General features: G+C 51.1%; 16 protein-coding genes. 2 read left to right on the top strand and 14 right to left on the bottom strand.

Annotation, left to right across the window (positions count from 1 at the left end; all coding sequences use genetic code 11):
• Positions 1–84: 84 nt before the first annotated feature.
• Positions 85–1,230 carry an N-methyl-L-tryptophan oxidase gene (gene solA, locus WFK81_RS07505; protein WP_336785830.1) on the bottom strand — a complete coding sequence of 382 codons (1,146 nt, stop codon included), beginning with the start codon at positions 1,228–1,230 and terminating at the stop codon, positions 85–87.
• A gap of 552 nt (positions 1,231–1,782) precedes the next feature.
• On the bottom strand, positions 1,783–2,664 hold the full coding sequence (locus tag WFK81_RS07500) for a GNAT family N-acetyltransferase (protein WP_336785829.1): 882 nt from the start codon (positions 2,662–2,664) through the stop codon (positions 1,783–1,785).
• 365 nt (positions 2,665–3,029) lie between these two features.
• Here WFK81_RS07500 and WFK81_RS07495 point away from each other — a divergent pair, with 365 nt between their 5' ends.
• Together WFK81_RS07495 and WFK81_RS07490 are read left to right on the top strand one after the other, a co-directional pair.
• Positions 3,030–4,424: an MFS transporter gene (locus WFK81_RS07495; protein WP_336785828.1), complete on the top strand. Its 1,395-nt coding sequence runs from the start codon at positions 3,030–3,032 to the stop codon at positions 4,422–4,424.
• Between the two features lie 102 nt (positions 4,425–4,526).
• A complete protein-coding gene (locus WFK81_RS07490; protein WP_442956034.1) occupies positions 4,527–4,913 on the top strand; it encodes a DUF1259 domain-containing protein in 387 nt (128 codons plus the stop codon).
• A gap of 125 nt (positions 4,914–5,038) precedes the next feature.
• Here WFK81_RS07490 and WFK81_RS07485 read toward each other — a convergent pair whose 3' ends face one another.
• The 12 genes from WFK81_RS07485 to WFK81_RS07430 form a co-directional block, all read right to left on the bottom strand.
• A complete protein-coding gene (locus WFK81_RS07485; RefSeq protein WP_336786438.1) occupies positions 5,039–5,635 on the bottom strand; it encodes a chloramphenicol phosphotransferase CPT family protein in 597 nt (198 codons plus the stop codon).
• A gap of 45 nt (positions 5,636–5,680) precedes the next feature.
• On the bottom strand, positions 5,681–6,604 hold the full coding sequence (locus WFK81_RS07480) for a GNAT family N-acetyltransferase (protein WP_336785827.1): 924 nt from the start codon (positions 6,602–6,604) through the stop codon (positions 5,681–5,683).
• A 189-nt stretch (positions 6,605–6,793) separates the two neighbouring features.
• Positions 6,794–10,429: an endo-beta-N-acetylglucosaminidase gene (locus WFK81_RS07475; RefSeq protein WP_336785826.1), complete on the bottom strand. Its 3,636-nt coding sequence runs from the start codon at positions 10,427–10,429 to the stop codon at positions 6,794–6,796.
• 616 nt (positions 10,430–11,045) lie between these two features.
• Positions 11,046–11,204 (bottom strand): hypothetical protein, encoded by a 159-nt coding sequence (locus WFK81_RS07470; RefSeq protein WP_336785825.1) that lies wholly within the window; start codon positions 11,202–11,204, stop codon positions 11,046–11,048.
• Positions 11,205–11,236: 32 nt separating this feature from the next.
• Positions 11,237–11,458 (bottom strand): hypothetical protein, encoded by a 222-nt coding sequence (locus tag WFK81_RS07465; protein WP_336785824.1) that lies wholly within the window; start codon positions 11,456–11,458, stop codon positions 11,237–11,239.
• 46 nt (positions 11,459–11,504) lie between these two features.
• On the bottom strand, positions 11,505–11,666 hold the full coding sequence (locus WFK81_RS07460) for a hypothetical protein (protein ID WP_336785823.1): 162 nt from the start codon (positions 11,664–11,666) through the stop codon (positions 11,505–11,507).
• Positions 11,667–11,924: 258 nt separating this feature from the next.
• A complete protein-coding gene (locus WFK81_RS07455; RefSeq protein ID WP_336785822.1) occupies positions 11,925–12,176 on the bottom strand; it encodes a DUF7667 family protein in 252 nt (83 codons plus the stop codon).
• A 178-nt stretch (positions 12,177–12,354) separates the two neighbouring features.
• Positions 12,355–12,810 (bottom strand): hypothetical protein, encoded by a 456-nt coding sequence (locus tag WFK81_RS07450; protein WP_336785821.1) that lies wholly within the window; start codon positions 12,808–12,810, stop codon positions 12,355–12,357.
• A 54-nt stretch (positions 12,811–12,864) separates the two neighbouring features.
• Positions 12,865–13,851, bottom strand: a complete 987-nt coding sequence (locus WFK81_RS07445) for an ABC transporter permease (RefSeq protein WP_336786437.1) — start codon at positions 13,849–13,851, stop codon at positions 12,865–12,867.
• Positions 13,844–14,833, bottom strand: coding sequence for an ABC transporter ATP-binding protein (locus tag WFK81_RS07440; protein WP_336785820.1), 990 nt, complete (start codon positions 14,831–14,833; stop codon positions 13,844–13,846). Before WFK81_RS07440 ends, WFK81_RS07445 begins: the two co-directional genes overlap by 8 nt.
• Before the next feature lie 12 nt (positions 14,834–14,845).
• Positions 14,846–15,673, bottom strand: a complete 828-nt coding sequence (locus WFK81_RS07435; protein ID WP_336785819.1) for a GDSL-type esterase/lipase family protein — start codon at positions 15,671–15,673, stop codon at positions 14,846–14,848.
• Between the two features lie 131 nt (positions 15,674–15,804).
• Positions 15,805–24,099 (bottom strand): GH36-type glycosyl hydrolase domain-containing protein, encoded by an 8,295-nt coding sequence (locus tag WFK81_RS07430; RefSeq protein ID WP_336785818.1) that lies wholly within the window; start codon positions 24,097–24,099, stop codon positions 15,805–15,807.
• Positions 24,100–24,151 lie beyond the last annotated feature (52 nt).

Below are 24,151 nucleotides of genomic sequence, written 5' to 3'. Positions count from 1 at the left end.
TATTTATAGGACCAAATGCTTCCGTTTAGGAATTGGCCTCTATTCGTTTTTTTAAGCTACTCTTAAATTTTTCGATTCTATTTCTTATCTGGCAAAACGGGATAGGCGAAACGGAGAGATATCCCATGAAGTGCTCTCGTTCAGAGCCAAGTCTGCCAAGACCTCGCCGATCGCGCTGGCGAACTTGAAACCGTGGCCCGAGAACCCGCCGGCGATGACAACGTTCTTGTAAAGCGGATGGTGGTCGATGATAAAGTCTTCGTCCGGCGTCAATTCGTACTTGCATACCGCGCCGCGAAGCAGCTTGCCTGCCGCGCCGGGCAAATAAGTCTCCAACGCTTGCCGAAGATCCTCTTCGTCTTCCGGATAGGCTCCGAACGGTGCCAGCGGTTTGCCCGGCTCCCATGGAACGCCGCCATCGTGGCGCCCGATCTTAACGCCAGCGCCGTCGATGCTCGGGAACCCGTAGAAGCCGCCGTTCTTGGTGCCTATCGTAAATCCAGGAAAGACGTTGCTGTCGAATGTCGAATCGGTCGTTTCGAACCATCCGACGACTTTACGTACGGAACGAATCGGAAGGGACAGGAACGACTGAAGCATCTTGAACCAGGCACCCGCGCTTAGGATCACTCGTTCGGCATGGTAGCTTCCTCCTTTCGTATGTACTGTCACACTTCCATCCTTTTCCGTCCGAAGTCCCGTGACGAAGGTGTTTGCGATGAATTGCGCGCCGGCTCTTAACGCTTCTTGTTTGTAGGCCGCAACGACTTTTTCGCTGTATAAGTATCCGGCGTAAGGTTCATACATTCCGTGGAAGTTATCTGATACCTTTACGTTAGGCCATCGCTTTCGGATTTGCTCCCCGGTCAGCCATTCCACCGTCACTCCTTGGCTTTCGGCATCATTCTGACGCTCCCGAAAATCATAGACGTCCGTATCCGCTATGTTCAACACGCCCGCTCTCTCAAGCAGCTTCAGCCCGGTGGTTTCCTCCAGTTGCAGCCATTTCTCGTCGGCTCGGATAGCAAGGTTGATGTAAGCGGGGCCTCCGCTGTACGCATGCCGAATAAGCCTCGGCTCTCCATGATGGCTCCCTTCCCCGTGCGGCGGGTCGAAAGCATCGATCAGCAGCGTTTCAACCCCTCGACGGGCCAGCTCGTACCCCGAGCTCATTCCCATCGAACCGGCGCCTACCACGATAACGTCATATTTTTTCAAAAATGGGATCATACGATTGCCCCTCCTTCACTTCATCCCGCTTAAAGCGATGCCTTGAATGATTCATCGCTAGTGCCGGCTACATCAGCGGAAGCGCTATGGAGAAGAACACCCTCCACTCGTTCAATCCGTCGAGTTATCTGGTTGATTATAAATCCGATAATTCCAACTGACATGCTTTAATTTAACATATCGTAGCATTGACTCTCTCGGGGTGTCAATCGCAATCCTTATCAATAATTCCTATAGTAGGATTTGAAATATTGATAAATATTGTCATTAATAGGAACTTTCCACACCGTCTAAAAGCGATCATAAAGATGCTCATGTCATTGCAGATATTGCGGATACGGTAAAAAACGGGTATTGCTCCCCTGTTCAGTTTCATCCTGAAGCTTACGAAAGAACTTCTATACAAAAATAAAAAAGCCGCAGTTTATGCGACTTCCATTGTAACCATACGTTCATCTTCAATAATAGTACCAGGTTTCTCTCCTCTTAATTCCTTACGGCGTTAGCGTAACACACTACCGAACTATCGCTAGTTTGGTTTATTTGTTTACTTTAAGCATGAGCCAGCGTAGGTATACAAAACACGGGCAGCTCTCCCAAATCAGAAAGCGGTCTAATAAACAAGACATCTTCATGCTCACCATAGGGTTCTACATAAACTTTGTTGAGGAGTTGATCGGGAGTGAAGTGAAACCGAACTTTCCTTGTTTGTTTCGTTGTAATCCGCGAAACCAACGTTTCCATGTTCACCTGTTTATCGCTGATCACCTCATACAAATGCAGCAAATCGCCTTCATGCTCAAAAACGATAATGGCATTGTCAGTTGGCGAGTAGTATAGGCATTCGTGAAAGATGTTCAAAGCATAAAATTGAAATAAACCTTCGCTGTCTGTGACACCAACATGTCCTGAAATGGGTCTACGGGAGATAAGCATTTGTTTAATTAAATCCCAATGCTCTTCCTTCAAAACATCCAGTTTTTCCAGTAAAATTGGTTCACTATCGGGCTGAACAGCTATGTTTAAATAAAATTGATGTTCAGGTAAGGCCGTAAATCCAAACTTGGTGTAAAATTCAAGCACGGAGCTGTTCGCAAATAAGAAAAGCAAATCGCTTGTCCCTTCGTAGGTTTCCAATACATACTCCATCAGTTGTCTGGACAATCCCTTACCCCGATGCTCGGGATGAGTCATTACCGTTCCAATTTGTAGTGCGCTTTTGATTTCACCATTAATAACCAAATTCATTTTACTTACCGAAACATTAGCGATTATTTGGTCATCTGTAATAATTGAATGGCAAATATAGCGTTCTCCCCAGGCTCCCTTTTGGTACCAAGCTTCGAAATCAATCCCAAATACTAGTTTGGCAAGTCTATTGAAGCTTGCTCGGTACTCGTCATGGTTTTTGTAGTCATAACTATGTATTATCATCGAAAGTGTTTTCCTTTCTGAGCAGAATATTTATTAATTACATGCTCTGCTCCGCTATGTAATTCCACGCTGATCACTCTCTCAACCATGCTATAGATAGTAACTTGAGTTTACCATTAAACCCCAGATTTTGGGACGTAAAGAATATATATAATTAAGCTAAACTCCCTTTTGTTTAAGCCGGCGGCAAACTGCTCCTCGATTGATGAACTAAAGTTCCACGTAAGGTAACAACACTCGAAATTTATAGTTACAGCCTATAATCATAATAAATTTTATATATTAGAACTATAAATCCTTCTGCTTTAAAATACAGCTAACAATAGATCTTGAATGGTGCCATACATCCGAATGGGGGGAGAAGTATGAAGATTTCGGCAAATAAACGCTTAGATCAAGCTGACTCTTATCTCGCCATAGTACTTGTTGCTGGGGTAGGTATGTTTCTCACGACCTTAGACTCAGGAATTCTTAACGTTGCGATCTCTTCTCTTGTTCAAGAGTTCCATTCCTCTGTCACGACTGTAGCCTGGACCATATCTCTTTATACCATTGTCATATGCAGCTGTATTGTAGTCTTCGGTAGGCTAAGTGACCGTTATGGACGTTTAAAAATTTATTCAATGGGATTAACGTTATTTGCGCTTGCCTCCCTGTTTTGTGCGTTATCAGAAACTGTGACACAGCTAATTTCTTTTCGAATCTTACAAGGGATAGGAGCTGCCATGCTTCAGGCAACATCTGCTGCTCTAATAACAACCTTAGTGTCCCCTGTCAAAAAAGGAGAAGCACTGGGGGCTTTAGCCGCATTCTTTGGACTCGGGCATGTCCTCGGACCTGTGGCGAGCGGAATCATCTTATCCACAATAGGCTGGAATTGGCTATTTATAATTAATATCCCTATTTGTCTCCTTTGTTTACTTGCATGCCACTATGTCTTAAAAGGAAAAGTAGTACCGGTAAGCAAAAAACCGCCTTTAAATTTGTCCGGCAGCCTTTTGCTTTCAGCCTCTATATTTTCATTAGTCTATGGCTGCTCTCGTCTAGGTTCTACTCGTTCCGGAATGTATATCAATATTCTGATTTTTACAATCCTTATATTCCTGTTTATCCGAAGAGAAAAAAGGACGGCTAATCCCATTGTTCCATTATCGTTATTTCAGAATGGTTTCTTCACAGTCTCTTTATATACAATTTTTGCATATGGAGGTGTTACACGCCTTTGTATGGTTGTCGTACCTTTCTATTTGGAACATGCACGCTATTATGCCCCTTGGAAATCCGGGTTGGTAAATTTAATATTACCCTTGGGCCTTGTATTGACCTCTAATATAGCCGGCCGACTGATCAGGAGTTGGGGCACGTTCCGATTAATGACAGTCGGACTTTGCTGTATGTTAGTGCCACTTCTGATTCTTTCTTTTTTGCTTCCGAACGGGCAATTACCTATCGTTTGCTCATTGCTTTTTGTTTATGGCGTAGGTGCCGGGCTATTCCAACCGTCAAACATTGCGGCTATCATGGAAGCCGTTGGGCCCTCGCATCAAGCAACGATTGGCTCTGTACAAAGACTTGCGCAGAACATTGGAATTTCATTGTTCACTGTAGTTACAGCCGGATTTCTACGATCCCCCGCTCATGATATATGGATAGGCTCACGCCATTCATTCTACTTGGCAGCTGCAGCGACTTTCCTAGGCATTCTGGGGTTTTTAAATCTAAAATTCTTCAGTCCGACATTTGAAAAAAGGAAGGAATAAAATAATGGGAATCTGTGGGCAGCTGTACGTATCGCATTCCTCTGATGCGGCATTAGACTAAATCAGTGCTTCTTCACTTTTAAAAAAGGAGATCGCCGAATCATGAGCCACAATGAACGCCTTTGTCGAAGGTTTGCCGAAATCATAGGCGGAACACCCGGATTTGCAGGCGGAAAATGTGTCACGACCATTTCGCGGAATCGAGTAAAGGCAACCATTTTAAGGAAAAGGTTTATGGTAACCTCTTCTTTCTCGTTTGAATCGTTAAATGCTGCGACCGGCAAAGCGCTTTGTTTGGGAAGGGTTGCCTTGTTGCAAGAGGAAACGGAACGGTTTATTGCAAGCCTTATTAAACAGGGTATCATCGTGTCGTCCATTCATAACGAATGGTTGTTCGATCGCCCCAGATTGATCTATGTCAACATCGAAGCGGTAAAAAATCCGCTCATTTTCGCCAGAAAAGTCAGAAGAGCGTTGAATTTGCTTTGAATTTCCTGTGCATGATTACTTTTAAAGAAGGTAGCCCGGCATCGTCCTCCGTGCATTGGCAATTACACGGGGGACTTCATTTTAGGCATAAGAATATGGTGCTATCTGACGGATACGCCTTTTAATCAAACGCTATTAATATCTCTTTTGCTTAATTTCTTGAATGCCGAATAATCCTTGTCGGATTTAATAAAACTTAATATCTTTTCGGCGCATTCTGATGGATTCAACTCTTCGGTATTGACTTCAAGATCATATTCATTAAAGCCATATACTATGTCGAACTGGGAATTTGCTAGTCCAATCTTTCGGTCTCCTCTTATTTGCTCTCTTCTTGCGAGTTCTTCTTTCGAGCATCGTACACCTATAAATATTGTAAGGTAATCAGAAAGTACATCGAGATAATCGTTAAACCACTTGTCGTTATCGATTACGGTATCGACGATAACATTCAAACCCATTTCTAAGAACAGTTTAATTGTCGCGTAGTACATGGAGATTAAGGGATCAAATATTATTTGTCCGATAACTCCATCATCCAATTCTTTAACAGGTTTTAAATCCGGAAATTTGTTATTAATAAGATCATTGAAATTATAAAAAAAATCATCTATGGCTAAATGATGAAAAAGAATCTCTTTCTGTTTGATCAGTTCCATGGAAATACTCGTCTTTCCTGCACTTGAAGTTCCGTTCAAGAACACTATTAGTCCTTGCTTCAAACGAATCATCCTCACATATAAGATTTGCGTATCTTTCAAATAACGTTATTTTAACTCATAATAATCCATCGTCGAGGTTTCCTCGAAACCGCAGGATTGATAGAGCCGGAGTGCATTGGCGTTCTCCACGGCAACTTGCAGCATTATATCCCCTGCGTTCGCTTCATTCAACTTATCTATCGCTTTCAAGAGAATCGCTCTTCCGTATCCCTTACCACGATACTCGGGAAGAACGCCCAGACCATAGATGCCCCCGATACCTGGTGATAACTGAATATGGACTTTCCCGATGACCTGTTGGTCGGCTTCTGCAAGATAAATGGTCATGCCCCTCTTTTCTTCCTCCTCAGGAAGGATCATCCCTTCCGTAAATGCGCTTGTCTCCTCTTCTGCCAGATTGCCGCCAAAGTAAATCGAATTCTGCCGGTGAATCTCCCGCGCATCGGCATTTGTCGCCTTCCGAAATATAATGTGCTCTGAGTCAACGTGTATCTCCCGTCGAGGCACCCGAAGATACATCTCATGCTCATAATGATGGTACTGTGCGCCGGTTCCTTGAATGAACGCTTGTCCGGCTTCTGATTTCCGATCGCTTAAGAAAAGCATACGTTTGGAAGTTCTGCGCTTCCACTCTGCCATAACTAGCCTGCTCAGCGTTCCAAAAACCCCTTGCCGCCTGTATTCCGGATGCACCATGCCATTCACTTCGAGCGGTGTATCTGCGCCGCCGAAATCGCAAATCCCCATATAGCCAACTAACTCATGGCCATCAAAGTACATGAATTCATTGATATGGCGGATCCCCTCGCAGTTTGTCCCTGAATATACGCCAAGCTTGTAATCCAACTCGAGCTTCAGCGTCGTCTTATCTTCGCGAATGTATCGTTCTTGAAGTCTGTTAATCAACTCATAGTCTTCGGGGTAGATTCCCTCTCTAAGTTTCAACCACGGGTTACGGATTGTCTTCATGCGGCACCTCTTTCGATTGGATTGAGAAAACCGTCAAACTGGTTACCCCATCACAGTTTGTATAGTCGAAGATATAGACGCTGTCTGGAAATTATTGTTTCGCTTTCCTGCAAGTTATTTGGGAAAAGGAAGCTGATCATGATGAAAAAGGAACCGGCGATGAAGCATAGAGCCGGTTCCATTTTGAACTTACTGCTGCTGATTGATGAGGAAAGCAGCATCCCGAAGCAAGCATGCCGCCGCTTCACTTGAAATATGCTTTCCGCTTTGTGCGCTTACCTCGTTCACGAAGCTGTTTAATTTCCCATTCTCAAGCTTCTTCAGCAAGCTGTTTGCGATACCCTCGTTGTCAATCGATCCGTCCGCTCTGAATCTGTCTACCAGAGCATGCAAGGAATCGATGCTTGCCTTCGTTTGAAAATGAACTGTAAAAGTACCGACATTACCCGCAATGTCTCTTGCCTCCACAATCAGGACGTGGGTTCCGAGCTTGAGCCTGCTGAGCTCCAACGTTTCTCCCGGCTGAAGCTGCACGCCGTCCAGCGTAACGATCGTTTTGTTCGCATCCACGCCGGAACCCGCATCCGCGACGATAACTTGCGGTATAATCACTTGGTCATCCGTGAACACTTCTCCGTCATTAATCGAAGCGGTTACCGCTGGCGCTGTCATATCCAATTTAATAAGGCTTTCTTTGGCTGTTTCAATGTTTCCCGCGGCGTCCGTTGAGCGGTAGACGATGGTGGTCGCCGCGTCTTCATTGAGCTTGACCGGTCTGTAATAAGTCAACCAGGTCACCCCGCCGTCAACGCTGTATTCCATTTTTACTACGCCCGACAAATCGTCCAAAGCCGTCAATTGTAGCTCGACCGGGTGTACATACCAGCCGTTTTGCCCGTCCGGATCGGAAGGAACCGTTGTAACCTTCGTTACGGGAGCCGTCTTATCCAGTCCTGCCACCGCTTGATTGATTACCCGCTGAATCGCGGCGCTGCTGAAATAACCGTTTACCGGCTTGCCGCTCACGATCGCCTCGGCAACGGCGAGTTTGCCGTCGCTGCTTAGCAGATTCATCTTTGTCAAATCCAAATGGAGCCCCGGTGATGCAGGAGAGCTGAGCAGACTCAGCACATCCCCGGCATTTGACGCATTATTGAGGCTTAAAAACGCTGGATTGATCGAATACCCGTCGATCTCAAATTCGTAGATCCTGGCCGCAATGTCGCTCGTGCTGGTCGGTTTCGTCACCCACAGCCGGATATACCTTGCTCCCGACAGGTCAATCGAATGCTTGGTCAGCCCCTTCGTATTCCCGTGTACGTCGACGACGTCCCTCCATTTCACTTTGTCGTCGCTGAGCTGGATTTTATAATCGTACGTATTCATACTGACCGCTTCGCCGCCAAGCTCGGCATGTGAGAGCGCAAAGTCGGTTATTGCAAAATTGGCGCCTAAATCGCTCACTACCCAGTGCGGCCCGCTGCCGACGTTGGCGCACCATTTGGTTTTCAAATTGCCGTCAAAAGCGAATTTCGCGGCTTCGGACGATGCGCACGTTGAACTGGCAGTTGCCGTCTTGTTCAGCGCGAGATTGGACAAGCCGCCCGATACCGCCCATGTCACGTGAACTTGCTCCGAATGCACGTCTTCGCCCGAGCTGTTCGAGGCGGTCAGTGTAATCGTATAAGTCCCCTCTTGGTCATAGGTGACTACCGGATGTCCCGAGCTGTTATCTACATGGCCTCCCGGTACATCCCAGCTGACCGATTCAGCCGTTTCCGACGATTGATTGATCAAGTCGATCGGCTGACCCGGAGCGGCATACCGCTGGCTTACGGTGAAGTCCGCCACCGGCTTCGGATATTCCGGCCAGTTCAGAGTGACGGTCGCCGGAGCGCCGTGCCTGTATTCGCGATCGATCCCGACGATTTGCAGCGTCGTTTGCATTTCTTTGCCGATCCGATTAATTTTGGATACGTAATAAGCGTCGTTTGGCGTTGCGCCGAGAAATTCGCGCGTACCGTCCGGCTTCAGACGATAGATTTCGTACAACGCGGCATCCGGGTCCGACTTTGTCCATGTCAACCGGGCATCCGCGATAATGCCTCCGGTAAACTCGTTCTCCATCGCAGGCGCACTCGGCTTGGGAGCTTGCGAAGGCTGCCCGGCTTCGCCCGATACGGACAGCTGCCCGATATTGACGGCGTAGCCGCTGATAACCATGTCGCTCGCGAAGCCGAGCCCGATGCCGGCAATCCGTTTACCGGCATATTGTCCGATTGGTATCGACGTCGTGGTCCACGCTCCTCCCGGAGCGTCTCCCGCATCTAGGTATACGAACTGATTCGGATCATCCGAAAAAGATATTCCAACTTGCATATGCGATGCGGTAAGGCTCGGGTCCGCCAATTTGAACGCAATGCCCAGCTTCGTGTTTGAATCTACCGGCAGATCGGTCTTGTACAGCTTGATCTGCGTGGCGTTTGCCGGGCTAAGGTTGCCCGATACCTTAAGGGAGCTTCCGCCGTAATAAGCGGTTGCGAAATCGATATCCGGCTTCAGCGCCGTGCCCGCGCTGTCCGCGATCCAGCGCCAAGTCGGCATTACGTCCTGCAGGCTGCGGTTGTTCCAGTCCGTGCTTCGCAGCACTTCGCCGTTAACCGCAAACATATGCCCCTGCCCCGTATTGAAATTCGTTACGAACGGCAGACTCGTAACAGGTGTTTTGTCCGAGATATAATTCGCGATTCCCGGCCATGATGTTCCGGGAGCCGTACGCCGCGGATCTCCGTTCGGTCCGACCCAGAACCGGTTCTCTCTTGCATAGTAGTCCGCCTGCCCGGTTGACGATTTGTATGCCCAATCGGGGCGATACAAGCCGAGTGAAGTAACTGCCGGACCTCCTGATGGGAAGATGGAGCTCCATCTAGGGGAGGAATTGTATCCGTTTGCTTCCACATCGATGCCGGCATACAAGTCGTACGGACTTCTGCCCAGGCTCGTCGCCGCCAAGTTCGAAGAACTCAAACTGTTCGTACTCCATCTGAAATCGAGAAACATGCTGTCGGAAACTTTTTCGTTATCCTGGAAAAACATTTTGTTGCTTGCGTTAAGCGCGCCTTGCCACGAAACGGATCCGCTGTTGATCATGGCGTCGTACCACATGATTTTCATGTTTTCGGGCTTTTTGGCCTGCAAGTATTTGAGCATTTGCTGCATTTTGGTTGCGGTTGCCGTATTCCCTCCGGCCGTCTCCTGATTGATGAACCAGCCGTCGAACCCGTAATAATTCGCAACTTCGATCAGTTTGTCCGCAAAAGGGAACGAGCCGTCCGGATTTTGCACCAAGGAGTCGTTCACCCAATTGATTGTTCCGCCGTATGCGGTCGGAGGATAGAAAATCGTGCCAAGAATCGGAACGCCGTTCTTGTGCGCGGCGTCTGTCGCGTCGGCGCTCGGAGGCACGATAATCCCCTCTCCTGAGGAGCCTGCCCAATCGACGAGCATGTCGGTATACTGCCAATATTGAAAAGCGTACGCATTAAATTGATCCGAGCCTTGCGATGGCGTCCCGCTCGTATGATCGGCCATTGATGAAAGCGCTACCAGCTTAGGATTTAAAGTAACGTTCGGATTTACCTGATAGCCCGTATACCGGCTGGCCAGCGGTATTCCCGACTTGTTGAACGCGGCGTCCTTGTCCGTCTCGGGAGACCATTTCAGCAGGTCCTTCGGAAACCAGTAAGAGGAATATGGCTGCTCCGCATGCGCGGACGCGTGCCAAAACATGCAGGAGGCAATAAATACGGCCACTAAAGCGAACATTCTTCGTATTAAATACAATCTCATCCGTCCTTTCCATCCTCGATTAATAAAACGCTTTCATTTATTCGCATAAGCTTCTTGCTTATGCCTGCTTTGTTCAACTGCCGGTTCACAAACGCTCCGCAACCCTCCCGTCCTCGGTTTTTTAATTTATAACAATCTTACTGATGTGCAGGAATATTTTACTTCAAGCCCGTTCTGTAAAATAGTCAAAAAACGTTAGAAAGCAGAGAACGAATGATAGGTTTGTGTTCGAAAAATAATCCTTATCTTGTCTTTTGGAAAGGACGATCAGTTGTATCCATATAATAAAAAAACCGCGTAAAACGCGGTTTGGAATGCATCTATGTGCTTGTCGGATTACATTACTTCTTTGTCATTCGTTTGAATGATCGCTATTCGCACTTCGTTTTTTGCTAATATTCGTTAATTCAAAGTCATCCTTGGAAATACCCAAATCTAAGGCCAACTTTTTCTTGATCACCATAGCTTGCTGTAGACTGGTGGCCCGATACTCAATAGTAGTTCCGGATGGATCTTCGAATGAATAGTAGTTCTTTTTATTGGACATAAATTACGTTCCTCGCTTTCCATGCTCTGTCATCCCACAAGGATTTTAGGGTTGTTCTATTACTCCCGCAGTTTCTTGGGATGCGATTTGTTTTTGAGCTTTGGCAACTTCATTATTCCGGTGGTTAAATTCGTAGTTTTCGGTGAATTTACCATTGAGTTTCTGATTCTGTTCTTGTTGCGAAGATGCTTCTTGTTCCTTCATGGTCCCCCTCCTTCGCAGGCAGCGCGCTGTTTTTATTCATCTTCTTGATCCATATTGGCTGCGACATCAAATACATTAGATTTCGGAACCTGTGTTATTTCTAATTTTTGTTTTTCCCAATGCCCGATATTCCGGTACCACTCTTCGAAAGAAGAATCCAATTGCCGCTCACGCCCAGGGTCCTCATTCGCATCCGAATCCAATTCGATATTATTATTGAAGTGGGTCGGTTCATTGTTTAATTTTGATTCCATTCCATTTCACCATCCTTCATATTAGGCTGGATTAAAGAATGCGCAATTATGTATGAAGATTTGATTTGTCTTCCAACAGATGCGCTGGGTACTTTCTGTCCAGCATCAGAATAACATGCTCGATCAGTCCCTCCTCCAGTACAGAAGCTGTCCTATGCTTTAACCCTTCAAGTGTTTGTTTTATGAAATCCAACGATTGTTTATTCATCGAAAATTCCCCCTTATGTTAATTAGTGTATCCCAACAAAATAAACACTTGCTCCATGGGCCAACAAAAGGAGCAAGTGTTCAACAAGACCTATATGGAGGCTGGCATTAAAAGATGAATGCTGCTTCTTTTCAAGATATAACCTCTATAAGGAAGTTTGAAACACCATGTAGAAATTAAAAAACTAAAAACCGCGAAATTCGCGGCTTTTAGTGAATTTGAAATAACTCTGTCCGTTGGCGGAGCGACGGGCATCCGCTATAAATGGGGAGAGCCCGGCAGCCGGCCGCCCAGCTTCTCCAGCCTTTGGCATATCTCGTGCTGCCATTCAACATCCCCGGACATGGACGCGGCCAGCGATAGATTGTACAAATTGGCCATTTGTCTAATATGCATAGCATTTACGGCTAGACAATGGTCGAAGTCAGCCTGCTCTTCCCCGGTCAGATGGCGGCTACCGCGAATGATCCACAACTCCGCTAGTCGTTCATGTATCGGCAAAATTGTCATGCTCTTTGCGCCTCCCGCTGTTTGTCTCACACTACTAGCCAGTATGGCCAAAAAAGAAAGCTCCCAAGCGCAAGCCGGCCGTCTTTCGCCGATCGTTACATGTCCTACATTCGATTAAATAAAAAAACGGCAGCCGTCAGCTGTCGTTTTGATGTTATATAGGTTATTAGGCTGTCTCTTATGTCTCCATGCCATCCGGACCATCCACTATGTCGATTACACCGACAGCGATTATGGATACTGCAGCCGCTTTACCCAGTTTCTTGGCGCCATCTTTAATCAGCTGCTTATCATTTTCCTTAATGCCTGTCACAACGTCTTTTCCGCTTTCGACAACGTATTCGATTCCTTGGCCAGCCCCTCTGACCGCAGTCGCAACCGCATCTCCAAGATCATCGATTCCACTCTTGGCCTGCTGATTATCTGCCGTTATTAGACCTGCGCCAACATCCCATACGCCGCTCGCCGCTTGGCCGGCAAGTTCGCCTGTCTTTGCCGTCACTCTTTCCACATCATTACCGATCTCCTTAATGTAATCGCTATGAACAAGTTCCCCGGCAACGCGCACCGTACCACCAAGCACTCTGCCCGTAAAATCGCCCGCCAGCTTTCCAATGCCTTTCAACATATCCATTAGATCACCTCCGTAATTTAATTTATTCAGTATAACGGTTATTGACGCACTATTCTAATTCAAGATGTCCTGTTTCATGAAGACGGAGAATGAAACAGCCAAGGAAGCAATCCCCCAGCAGGCCAATATGACAAGAGAAAAGCCTAGCGTCATGCCCGTGATCGGCGGAGGCGAACCCGCCAAGTAATCCGTCAGCTGCAGATTCACGGAGAAGATGAATTTGGCGCTGTGCCAGGAAGAAGACATGTTCGATAAGAGCGTTCCGGAAATGACGGCCGCCATCATTGTCACGATACTCGCGGCCGTGCTGCGCACGAGCACGGACACCATTAACGCAAGCAAGGCCACCGTCATGGACGACACCCAGATTAAACCTGCTTCCATCAGCAGATATAGCCATTGAGGAATCGCGTGCGCGAAGCTGCTATCGACCGAAGATCCCTTGATTACAAAGCCTGTAAATACAGGAATGCCCCACCCATTATAACCGAATACCGCGCCAGAAATAAGATAACAAAGGATGGCGCTGACCACAATGATTAACGATACGTAGAGGCTGAGCGCCACGAGTTTGCTGAACAGGATCTTCCATCGGCGCACGGGCCGTGTCAACAACATCTTGATCGTGCCCGTGGTACGTTCGCCCGATACGAGATCGGAAGCGAGGGCAAGTACGAGCAATGGGAAGAAAAGCGTTACCGCGTTCGACAGGAAGCTTCGAGTGAACGTAACGCCGTCCGGCGAGTTCGGATTGACGTCGTGATCCAGGTAATACTGTAGCTGCTGCACGGCAACCCGCCGCGAATTTTTCCATTCGTCCGGGATTCTGTCGCTCGAAAGCATATTCTGGTACTCGTTGATTTGTTGGATGAGCTGATTGCGCCAATCCTTAAAATTTTTCTTGTTCGTCTCGGTAATGCGAAGCTGCGCGTACGTAAAGATCGGAATGAGGATCAGCAGCACGAGCACGATGACGAAAAACCGCTTTTTTTTCCAGACTTTGAGCGTCTCGTTTTGAATGAGCGGCAGTAGTCTATCCAATGCTTTCACCTTCCGTCATTCGTAAAAATAACTGCTCCAGCGTCGGCGCGACGCTGTGCACCGACAAGATGCCGATGCCTGCGCCCACAGCCTTCTCGACCAGCGTAGCGATCCGATCCGGGTTCATCGCCGTGATGAGCGCCTCTCTCATTCCCGCGAGCAAGCTCTCGTCGATCCGGTGCTCGTGCTCCGGAACGAGTTCAACGTCGCTCTCGCCCGCGAGCAGGCGCCGCCCCGCGTCCGGCTGTTCGAATTGCCAGACCACGTAATTGTCCGCGCCGTGGATAAGCTCGTCCACCGTGCCGACGGCCAGCACCTTGCCGTGGCTAATGATCGCGACGCGGTCGCACATCAGCTGAATCTCGCTCAGCAGGTGGCTTGAAATGAACAGGCTCATGCCCTGATTCGCAAGCATGCGGACGAATTCCCGCAGCTCCTTGATACCCTTCGGATCAAGCCCGTTTGTCGGTTCGTCCAGGATGAGCAGCTTCGGCCGGCCGAGCAGCGCCTGCGCGATGCCGAGCCGCTGCCGCATGCCGAGCGAATACGTTTTTACTTTATCGTGGATGCGAGCGTCGAGGCCGACTATAGCAACGACCTCGCGAATGCGCGCGTTATCGATGCCGCGCTGCATGCGCGCGAAATGCTCGAGATTTTCCCAGCCCGTCAGGTAGGAATAGGCTTCGGGATTTTCGACGATGCAGCCGACGTGGCGCAGCGCGGCTTCGGGATGGCGGCCGATGTCATCGCCGCAGATTAGAATTTCTCCCGATGACGGCTTGATCAGATCGACGAGCATGCGGATCATCGTCGTTTTTCCGGCGCCGTTCGGCCCTAGAAACCCGAAGATTTCGCCGGCGCGAACCTCGAAAGTTACGTCTTTGATGATCGGCTTGCCGCCGATTTGTTTCTTGACGTTGCGGACGAACAGCACGACGTCCTGATGGGCCGTCTGCCTCTCCTCCTGTCTCGCGTGTTGCATGAACGTTCCCTCCTATTCCAATGTTTGAACGATGCGGGCAGCGATTTGAGCGTACCCGTTATGATTGGGATGAAAATGATCCGACGACAGGTACCTGCCGATTGCGTTCTCGAACAAATCAAACGTGGGGACCATTGTCATATTGGGGTATTGGTGAAGAAGCGCATATGCCCGTTCGTTCCACTGCTGAATCTGAAGCGAGCCGCTCCGATATTCCGGGATATCGTAGAACGGATTGTACAAGCCGACATACACGACCTGCGCATTGGGATTGATCGCATGCAGCCGCTTCACGACATTCGACAGCCGGTTCAAGCCCTGCGGCAATTCGGCCTTCAGCTTATCGAGGTTTAATTCGCCCGCCGCCTTGCTCGAACTTGTGCCCGAGGCGATCTGGAACAGATCGTTTCCGCCGATGGTAAACACGATTACGTCCGCCTGTTTGAGCGCGAAGCTATAGCCGCTATCGGTTTTCAGAAGCTGCTCCAGCCGATAAGCCTTCAACCCGTTGACGGCCAAATTGTTGTTGAGCCGGACGGAAGTATCCGGGTATTTCTGCTTCAGCAGCGCGACCATCTGTTTGACGTAACCCTCGCCAGACGCGTCGCCGGTTCCTTTCGTCAGCGAGTCTCCGATGGAGGTGATCGCAATTTCCTTGCCTTCGCTCAGCCTGCCTCCCGCCGGCAGCGACGGCATGTTCGTGCTCCCCGTGAACGCCTCTCCTTTAGGATAAAGCATGTCCTTTACGGCGATACCAAACCCCGCGATAAGCAGCAGAGTCGACAAAACGGCGGAAATGCCGATTATTTTCCATAAGTTTCGAGAGGATAACGATCTCATCTGGGTGGTCTCTCCTCGTTTAAATAATAAGGCTGGATTAACAAAAGAAATACCGAAAAGGCCGCAAGTTTACGGCCTCTTCGGGACATCATTCGTTACGGATGCGCAATGCGCATGTTCCCTGCAGCGGACTATAGAGTCAGTTCGACCACGTGTTCCAATTGGTCGTCCTCCAGCATGATAAACGGACTTTCGTCCAAAAGATTCTTGCTGAGATCGGCTTGTTTTCCGTCGATCCATAATGCTGTGCAGCCGCCGGATTTGTGCAACGGATTGCGGACGATGATCCGGTAGGCTGTGCGCTTGTACGTATACGTAACGGTAAACTCCGGCCATTCCGCAGGGATGCAGGGCTGAATAAGAAGCTTGCGTCCCCTTCTCTTCAGTCCTAATATCCACTCGATACCCGCTTGATACATCCAGCCCGCAGCACCGGTATACCACGTCCAACCCGCATGTCCGCGGTGCGGCTGTTCCGTATAGACGTCAGCCGTCATAGCGTAAGGCTCCCCTACGTAAGTGCGGGCGTCAAATGAGGATTTGGTATGCGTGATCGGGTTAAACATATGGAATAGCTCGAATGCCTTGTCCCCGTCCCCGAGTATGCTCCATGCTACAATGCTCCAGATGACGCCATGCGTGTATTGGCCCCCATTCTCCCGAATGCCCGGCGGATAGGCCTGGATATAACCCGGGCTGGGCTTGGTCTTGTCAAATGGCGGCGTCAAAATATGCGCGACGGCAAGATGCCGGTCGACCAGCTCCCGGTCGAAGGATCTCATCGCCTGCTGCGCGGACTCCTTCGGCGCCATGCCGGAGATGACCGACCAGGATTGGGCGATGGCATCGATCCGGCATTCCGCGTTGCGTACGGAACCGAGCCACTCGCCGTCGTCGGTGAACGCACGGCGGTACCAATTTCCGTCCCAGGCTGCTTCCTGAATGTCCGTCTCCAGTTTGCTTCGCGCGATCCGATAAAGTTCCGCGCGTTCCCGTTCGCCATGCCTCTCGCAGATTCCGGCAACGCCGCGCAGCACTTCGCCCAGAAACCAACCAAGCCATACGCTCTCGCCGCGTCCTTTCGGTCCGATATTGCTCATTCCGTCGTTCCAATCTCCGATGCCCATAAGCGGCAGCCCATGTTCGCCGAAGCGAAGCGCGCGATCAATCGCACGGAAGCAATGCTCGAGTATCGAACCGTTCTCCTGCGACAGCACCGTCTCCTCATAGCGTTCATGCTCGTCTTCATTCAATGGCTCACTCTGCAGATAAGGGGCAATTTCCGCTAAAATGCTCTCATCCTCCGTATGCTCCAGATAACGGATAACCGCATACGGCAGCCAGAGCAGATCGTCCGAAAATCGCGTGCGGATACCGCGGTGCGTCTCTTCGTGCCACCAATGCTGCACATCCCCTTCTCGGTACTGGTGCGACGCATGGAGAATGATCTGCGCCCTCGTCATGTCCGGCCGGGCATGAAGCATGGACAGCGAATCCTGAAGCTGATCGCGGAACCCGAATGCGCCTCCCGCCTGATAGAACGCCGTACGCGCCCACATTCGGCAGGACAACGATTGATAGAGCAGCCAGTTGTTCAACATAATATCCGTTTCGGCAGAAGGCGTTGCCACTTTGATCGTGCCGTTCACGTCTTTCCAGAAGGCGCGAGCGTCCTGATAAGCCTGTTCGCATGCATCCGCCTCTCCGTACTTTCCGGCCAGCCGAGTGGCGGAATCGCGGGAATCGCCGCAGCCAAGCAGGATATAGACGACTCGATCCTCGCCGGGTTCGAGCGAAATAACGCTTTGAACGGCTCCGCATGCATCATGCACCGGTCCCGTTTCTCCCGAAAGATGGGCTTTGCGCATGGCGGCCGGATCTTCGAGGTCGCCTTCCCTCCCGATGAATGATAAACGGCTTCCCGTCCAAGACTGGGTCGGCTCTGAGACCCGCGGATGCATGGCAAGGAACGGTGTCGCGTTACGGAACGTGTCCTGATAGGAGTTGCGAGCAAGCAGGATACGATGCTGCGGGTCCCATTCCGTAACGATATTGGAGGCATTCTCTTCGCGATTCACGCCGATAACCCACTCGGCGTAGTAGGTTACGGACAGTTTCCGTACGTCGTGCGTATCATTAGTCAAGCGCAGCCGAATAATCTTAACGGGATCGTCCAGAGGAACAAACACCGTCATCTCATGCGATAGACCATGACTCTCGTGCTCGTAGCGGGAATAGCCTTGTCCGTGCGATACGTTATACACCGTCTTCGATTCCAACTTCCGTGAAGGCGTCATGCCCCAATATTCGCCGCTCCTTTCATCCCGTATATAGACAGCTTCGCCTGGCGGATCCAGGGCGGGATCGTTGGACCACGGCGTCAATTTGCATTCCCGGCTGTTTCTCCACCAGGTTTGTCCGGTATACAGCTCCGAAGCCAGGAAGCCGAAATTCGGGTTCGCAATCACATTGATCCATGGCGCGGGCAGATGCTGTCCGTTACGCAGCGCAATCCGGTATTCGCTGCCATCCGGCGAAAATTCACCATACCCGTTGAAGAACAGACCCGCGCTCTCGTTCCGCGCAGGCTTGTCGGAAAAGCTGCTTGGTTGAGCAATGGGGGCCAGTTTCGGTAATAGCTCGGCGCTTTCCGGTTCGCGAGGCAGGAGTTGGGCTCTCAGGCTTGGTCCTTCCGCATGCAGCAGCAGCCGCGCCGCCGCGAACAACAGATGCCTGTCCTCATTGGATTGCTCGGATGCCGCGACGATATGTACGCCGGCGCCACCGTTATGCACGTACCGTTCGATAATCCGCTGCAGCGCATCGCGAAGCTCCTGCTGATAGCCCCCTGGGGACTCGTTCCAAATTACGAGATCGAAGCTCAATCCTTTCCGGCTCAAATATTCATAGCCGACCAGAAGCTTATTCATGAACGGCAGGCTCGACGTGTCCGCGATGCTCACAAGTACGATCGGCCTGTCGCCGGAGACGCCATGCGCCCATAATCCCGGCTGGCCTTTTTTGTTCGCGGCGATGCTTACTTCCTGCTCTGGTTGCAGCGGCGATGCAATCAGGATCCGTCCAGCCAGCAGCTGGTAAGCGGACGCATCCTGTTCGTTCATGTGAAAATGCTGCAGATCGATTTGGCTTCGCGTCCATGCCATCTGGAAAGTACGTTCTGCTTGATGGGCCGACGACAGCTGCCGGACCATTTCAAGCGCCTGTTCTTTGCTCTCGGCCGCACCCGTTACGGCTATCAGGCTGATCTGCCTTCCAGGCTCTAGATGCACTCGCCTGCGCATAATAAACGCCGGATCCGCAACGGCACCGTAGGTGCCTCCTAGCCGGGCATCCAGCCCGCGTGGATTGGCAAGCGTATGTCCCCTGCCAATGAAGGCAGCACGGTCGGTCTCAAATTCAGCTTCTCCTTGATCCTCGTCAACCCGAAGCGTGTGAAATGCCCATAAGGCCGACTCGCCATCATTGCGCGGGCGTTTGCGGGCGAGCAGGCATTGTGCTTCCGCGGCAAATTCCGTTTGGACGAAAAGCTTGGTGAACGAGGGATGCGCCTTATCCGCGTTGTGCGCGGCCATAGCAAGCTCCATATACGTCGTTATTTCGATAATTCGCGCTTCCTGCGTCGCGTTGGTTAACGTTAATCGGCGGAGCTCCGCATTATGTTCGGCCGATACCGTCACTTCTAGCTTCGTCGACAGACCGTCATCCTCCCGGAGGAACGTCGTGCGCTCTTTCCGAAACTGCACGCTTGCGCGTTCCGTCTTTTTGCGGCATGGCAGATAAGACGGGGACCAGCTGACATTCTTCTCCACGTCGCGAACATAGATGAAGCTGCCCCAGGGATCCGTCACCGGGTCTTCCCGCCAGCGAGTCAGATCCAGCCCGTTATACCGGATAAAGCCGCCGCCGGTTTCGGTCAGTACCGTCGTTAGCGAACCGTTCCCGTGGACATTCGCCTCAGGCAATGGCGCCGGCACGGCCGCGAATTCGCGGAGCGGGTCGTTTTGGGACGATTTGGTTTCGCTGCCGCTGCGCGACTTGCCCGGCAGCTCTCGACTCAGGATCGCCGACTTGGGAGGAATCCGTTCGATTAGCAGCAATTCGGCAGCCTGAATGCGTTTATCCGCGTGAAAATAGTTGATCATGCAAGACGGTACCAGCATGTTCGCCAGCGTCAGCAGGCTCATGCCTTGGTGATGCGCCATGAAACTGCGGATAATCTTGTGGGATTCTCCTTGCGGCATGCGTCTTGCGGTGAAGTCGATCGCCTCGTAATAACCGTATTGCCCTCGCATGCCGAGCTGATCCAAACGCGCCAAGTTTTGCAAGCCTTGGCGCAGCGCGAACGGAAGCGCCATGATTGTCGCATATGGCGCCACGACCGTGTCCTCCTCGAGCCCGCGTTTAAAACCTAGCCCCGGCACGCCAAAGGCGCGATATTGGTAATTCAACTGATAGTCGAACGCGTAATACCCTGATTCCGAGATGCCGAATGGCACGCTGCGTCCTTCGGCGAATTCGATCTGACGCTGCACGACACCGCGGTAGGTACTGTCCCAGACCGTGCCCGGATACGTTCGCATGATCAGCCAAGGCATCATGTATTCAAACATGGTGCCGGACCAGGAGATCAGCGTGGCTTGGCCGCCCTGCTTCTTGGCCGTGCGGCCAAGCGCCAGCCAGTGGGAGACCGAAATTTGACCGAGCGCAATGGCGACGAAGCTCGTCTGCCTGGCTTCCGATGCGAGCAAATCGTAGAGAATCTTTTCCCGTTGACCCGAATCTGCATGAAAGCCTAGCACGAACAGTTTAGCCTTGTCGTCGTAAAGCTGCCTAAAATCCGTTGAAACGATTAGCCGTTCCAAACGATCGACAAGCTCATAACCTTGGCCGATCCAAGCGTTCATCGCCGTCGCTGGTTCATCCTGCTTGGCATGCTGCGCTTCTTGCCGCGCATCGTAAATGTCCTCCGGTTGGATGCGATCCAGTTCCATGGCGAACTCCGTCCCACCGGCAGCTGCTTGGGCTGGCGCCCGCCGTCGGGAACCTTTGCCCCACCCGTCCTCTTGGAGCCAGCGAATCAGCCCCTGCTTGACGGTCATCAGGCTGGCCACGAAATTGCCGGAATCTACCGTAGAGACATAAGCCGGACGAAGCAGCTCCAGCGTCGAGGTGTCGTACCAATTGTATAAATGGCCGTTCCACTTCTCCATCCGCTCAATCACCCCGACCGTACGTTCCAGCCGTTCCACGAGCATTGTCGTTGTGATGAAACCGAGCTCTCTCGCTGCTAAGGCTGCGGTTAAAAGGAAACCGATATTGGTAGGTGACGTTCGGTGAGCAACGCCATTCGGAGGCTCGATCTGCACGTTGTCCGGCGGAAGGAAGTGATCTTCTTTCCCCGCAAAGTCCTCGTAGAACTGCCAGATTTCCTTCGCCAGGCTGCGAAGCTTTTCCGAGTCGGCCGCTTCAAGCGGCAGCTCCGGTTTGAACACGGGTTGATCCAGCCAGCGCACGGCTAGCGGAGCAAGCGCCCAGAAGAGGCAAAGGGCCAGTCCGAACCACATAAGAGGTCTGCTCGGCTGGACGACGGCCAAGGCCGCGAATAGCAGAATTAATAAGAAGCCTCCCCTGCCGCCGAGAATCATGCTGCGCTGCGTCTGGTCTTGGCTGCGTTCCGTCTGCGAGAAGCTGGTCCATTCCAGCATCCCGCGCTTGCTTATGGTCATGCGATATAACGTTTTGAAGACCGCATCCATCAACACGGCCGTCTGAAACGGAAGCGTCCAGAATCCAATGCCGGCAATCACCAATGTCGACAACACGTGCTTTGGCTGCGTACCTTCCGGATTCATGTTGGCTAGCTGCCTGATTAAGGGAAGCAGCATGGTAAGAAACAAGAAAACCATCCAGCGTACCGGATATCCGGGCAAAACGGTCACGGCCAGCGCAAACAGCACGAACAGCGCGATAGGCAGAAGGCTGCGCCGCAGGTTATCTATGATCTGCCACCGGGTGAGCAGAGACAGATCGATTGGCCGCAGCTCTCCGCGCCGGTCGCACAGCTTGACCCGGAGCCAGCACAGCAGCTGCCAGTCCCCCCGTACCCATCGATGCATCCGTTTTTGGAAAGACAGAAATGTGGACGGATGCTCTTCAATGAGCTCAATGTCGGATACGAGCCCTGCCCGCAGAAATCCGCCTTCAAGCAAATCGTGGCTAAGCACGGTATTGTCCGGGATGCGTTCGCCAAGCAATTGTGCGAATACATTGATGTCGAAAATCCCTTTCCCCGTAAAGATGCCGGTATCGAACACGTCTTGGTAAGGATCGGAGACGGTGAACGCATAAGGATCGATGCCCGGATCGGACCAGAAATGGGCTAGCCGGGAACGCATGGCAGATTCGTGGCTGGTGCCAATCCGCGGTTGCAGGACGCCATAGCCTTCCACGACCCTTGTGCCCTCCTTGTTTAAGCGAGGCCGGTTATATGGAAAATGAAGCGTACCGATCAGCCGCTGCGCGCTTCCGAGCGGTAGCTGGGTGTCGGCGTCTAAGGTAATGATATACCGAATATCGGGCAGCACCTTTTGGTCGCCGTGCGCGATTTCGTAGCTGGTATTTCCGCTGCCCCGCAGCAATTCAACGAATTCGACCAGCTTGCCCCGTTTTCTCTCCCAGCCCATGAACCTGCTTTCGCCGGGGTTCCACTGTCTTACTCGCTGGTAGTAATGGAAGGTCGTGCCGTTATCCCCGTACATGCGATTCAGACGGTCGATACGGGCTTTGGCCGCGGCGATAAGCAACTCGTCCGAGGGGAGGCGTTCTTCTCTGGCATCGGCGAAATCGCCCAACAATGCGTAATGAATATTCGGGTCCCGATTTCCTAAAAAGTGAATCTCGAGCCGGTCGGCAAGCTCCTCCACCTCTTGGACCGTAGACCATATGGCCGGTATGACAACCATTGTCGCAGCTTCGGCCTCAATCCCGCTCGAATAGTCGAAACGCAGCAGCGGCTTGGTCCGGCAGATACGCTCGATTCCGAAATTCAGGCTGGTCATGACCCACTCGCTTACCGGAAATAGTAGGGCAAGAAATACCGCAGCAACGCCGATGTTCGTTATCGAATGCCAATCGATGACCCAAGCCGCAGCGGCGACCAGAAACAGAACGAACAGTGCCAGCATGGTGGAAACATAGTTCCTGGGCGCATTTCTGGTTACGCCGTTGAACGGTATATTCCGCGGCTTGCTGCAATGCTTTAACGCTTGAACCAAGCGCTTTACTCCTGCCGGTTCGAAGACGTAAAACGCGGCAAACGCTTGACGCGTCAGTCCTTCGTTCGGATGCTCGCTTCCCGGAGACGTATTCTCCGTTATAAGTGACGGATTCGCATGGCCGCTTTCATACGCTTGCTTGGCAAGCTCGAGCGATTGCTGCGCGACTAGACTCTCAGGCACTCGCAGGCGTCTTGCGATATCCTCAATGCGGTTCAAGATCTCATTCCTGCTGGATGTATCCAGGCGGGGATAAAGCCCCGTCGCATCCTCTCGCATCGTGCGATCGAGCAGACTGATCGCCTCGAACAGCTCCACCCAGTCCTTGCGCTCGTTGCTGCGCAGGCTCGTAATAAGGTTGCCTGCCCTTAACTGATAGGCGGCTTGGAGCTTGGCTTCGTACGTGACGATTCGGTCAAGATCGTCCGACCCGTTCTCGTACGTACAAACGAGCCATTCCCGTACAACAGCCGAATCGCCTGACCATTCCCTTAAATGGCAGATGAGATGCGCAACCCATGGGCCGGACAATGGGATGGTTTGGCCTGCTTGCTCCATCGTCGTGCCAATCGTTTCGGCACTTAGTCCAGCCGGTTCTATCTGCCTCAGCAGCTGTAGAACCTGACTGCACACTTCCCGCCTTTCCCGTACCAATGCCATGGTTTCGGCAATTTTCCCAATAAGCGAGACCTTGAGCATGATCGGTATCAATCGGGTCTCAGCCAGCGTCAGCACGGATATTTCCTGGTAAGCTCCTAGGAAAGCCAGAAGCGTTCCCTCGTCGAGGATACCATCCACTTGATCTAGATACGCCAAACAGAGCGCGTGGATACGCAATCGTTCTTTTCCGCGCAGCCCTGGCAAATGGATAAGAGATGACTCGGACAAATGCATCTTCATGTTAAGTGCTTGTTCCTCGATAAACTCCGCATTGTCGAGCAGCCATTCCTCGGCTTGCTGGCCGCAGCCGGCCGGTTCGTCCTGCAGCAAAGCGACGAAAGCTCGGATACTTGCGATGTCGGCATCGAATTGTTTTTTTATATAACCGGACCTGCCGGCTGTGGCCTTGATCTGTTGCTGGAGCGCTAGCTCGTGCGCGCGCTCTCTAAGTTGTTCGGTTGTGGTAGGCATAAATGGTTCCTCCGGAGAAATTAAGGTTATGCAGCGATCATGATCTTTCGTC

This window comes from Paenibacillus sp. MMO-177 (genome assembly GCF_037147795.1).
GTDB lineage: Bacteria > Bacillota > Bacilli > Paenibacillales > Paenibacillaceae > Pristimantibacillus.
Note: the sequence above shows the minus strand (reverse complement) of the source record. Positions and strands in the feature narration are given on the sequence as shown.

Coding starts and splice junctions, on each gene's coding strand:
- WFK81_RS07430 (WP_336785818.1), bottom strand. CDS start 24,099: ATGCCTACCACAACCGAACAACTTAGAGAGCGCGCGCACGAGCTAGCG.
- WFK81_RS07470 (WP_336785825.1), bottom strand. CDS start 11,204: ATGAAGGAACAAGAAGCATCTTCGCAACAAGAACAGAATCAGAAACTC.
- WFK81_RS07490 (WP_442956034.1), top strand. CDS start 4,527: ATGAGCCACAATGAACGCCTTTGTCGAAGGTTTGCCGAAATCATAGGC.
- WFK81_RS07435 (WP_336785819.1), bottom strand. CDS start 15,673: ATGAGATCGTTATCCTCTCGAAACTTATGGAAAATAATCGGCATTTCC.
- WFK81_RS07460 (WP_336785823.1), bottom strand. CDS start 11,666: ATGAATAAACAATCGTTGGATTTCATAAAACAAACACTTGAAGGGTTA.
- WFK81_RS07465 (WP_336785824.1), bottom strand. CDS start 11,458: ATGGAATCAAAATTAAACAATGAACCGACCCACTTCAATAATAATATC.
- WFK81_RS07495 (WP_336785828.1), top strand. CDS start 3,030: ATGAAGATTTCGGCAAATAAACGCTTAGATCAAGCTGACTCTTATCTC.
- WFK81_RS07455 (WP_336785822.1), bottom strand. CDS start 12,176: ATGACAATTTTGCCGATACATGAACGACTAGCGGAGTTGTGGATCATT.
- WFK81_RS07500 (WP_336785829.1), bottom strand. CDS start 2,664: ATGATAATACATAGTTATGACTACAAAAACCATGACGAGTACCGAGCA.
- WFK81_RS07440 (WP_336785820.1), bottom strand. CDS start 14,833: ATGCAACACGCGAGACAGGAGGAGAGGCAGACGGCCCATCAGGACGTC.
- WFK81_RS07475 (WP_336785826.1), bottom strand. CDS start 10,429: ATGTTCGCTTTAGTGGCCGTATTTATTGCCTCCTGCATGTTTTGGCAC.
- WFK81_RS07450 (WP_336785821.1), bottom strand. CDS start 12,810: ATGGATATGTTGAAAGGCATTGGAAAGCTGGCGGGCGATTTTACGGGC.
- solA (WP_336785830.1), bottom strand. CDS start 1,230: ATGATCCCATTTTTGAAAAAATATGACGTTATCGTGGTAGGCGCCGGT.
- WFK81_RS07480 (WP_336785827.1), bottom strand. CDS start 6,604: ATGAAGACAATCCGTAACCCGTGGTTGAAACTTAGAGAGGGAATCTAC.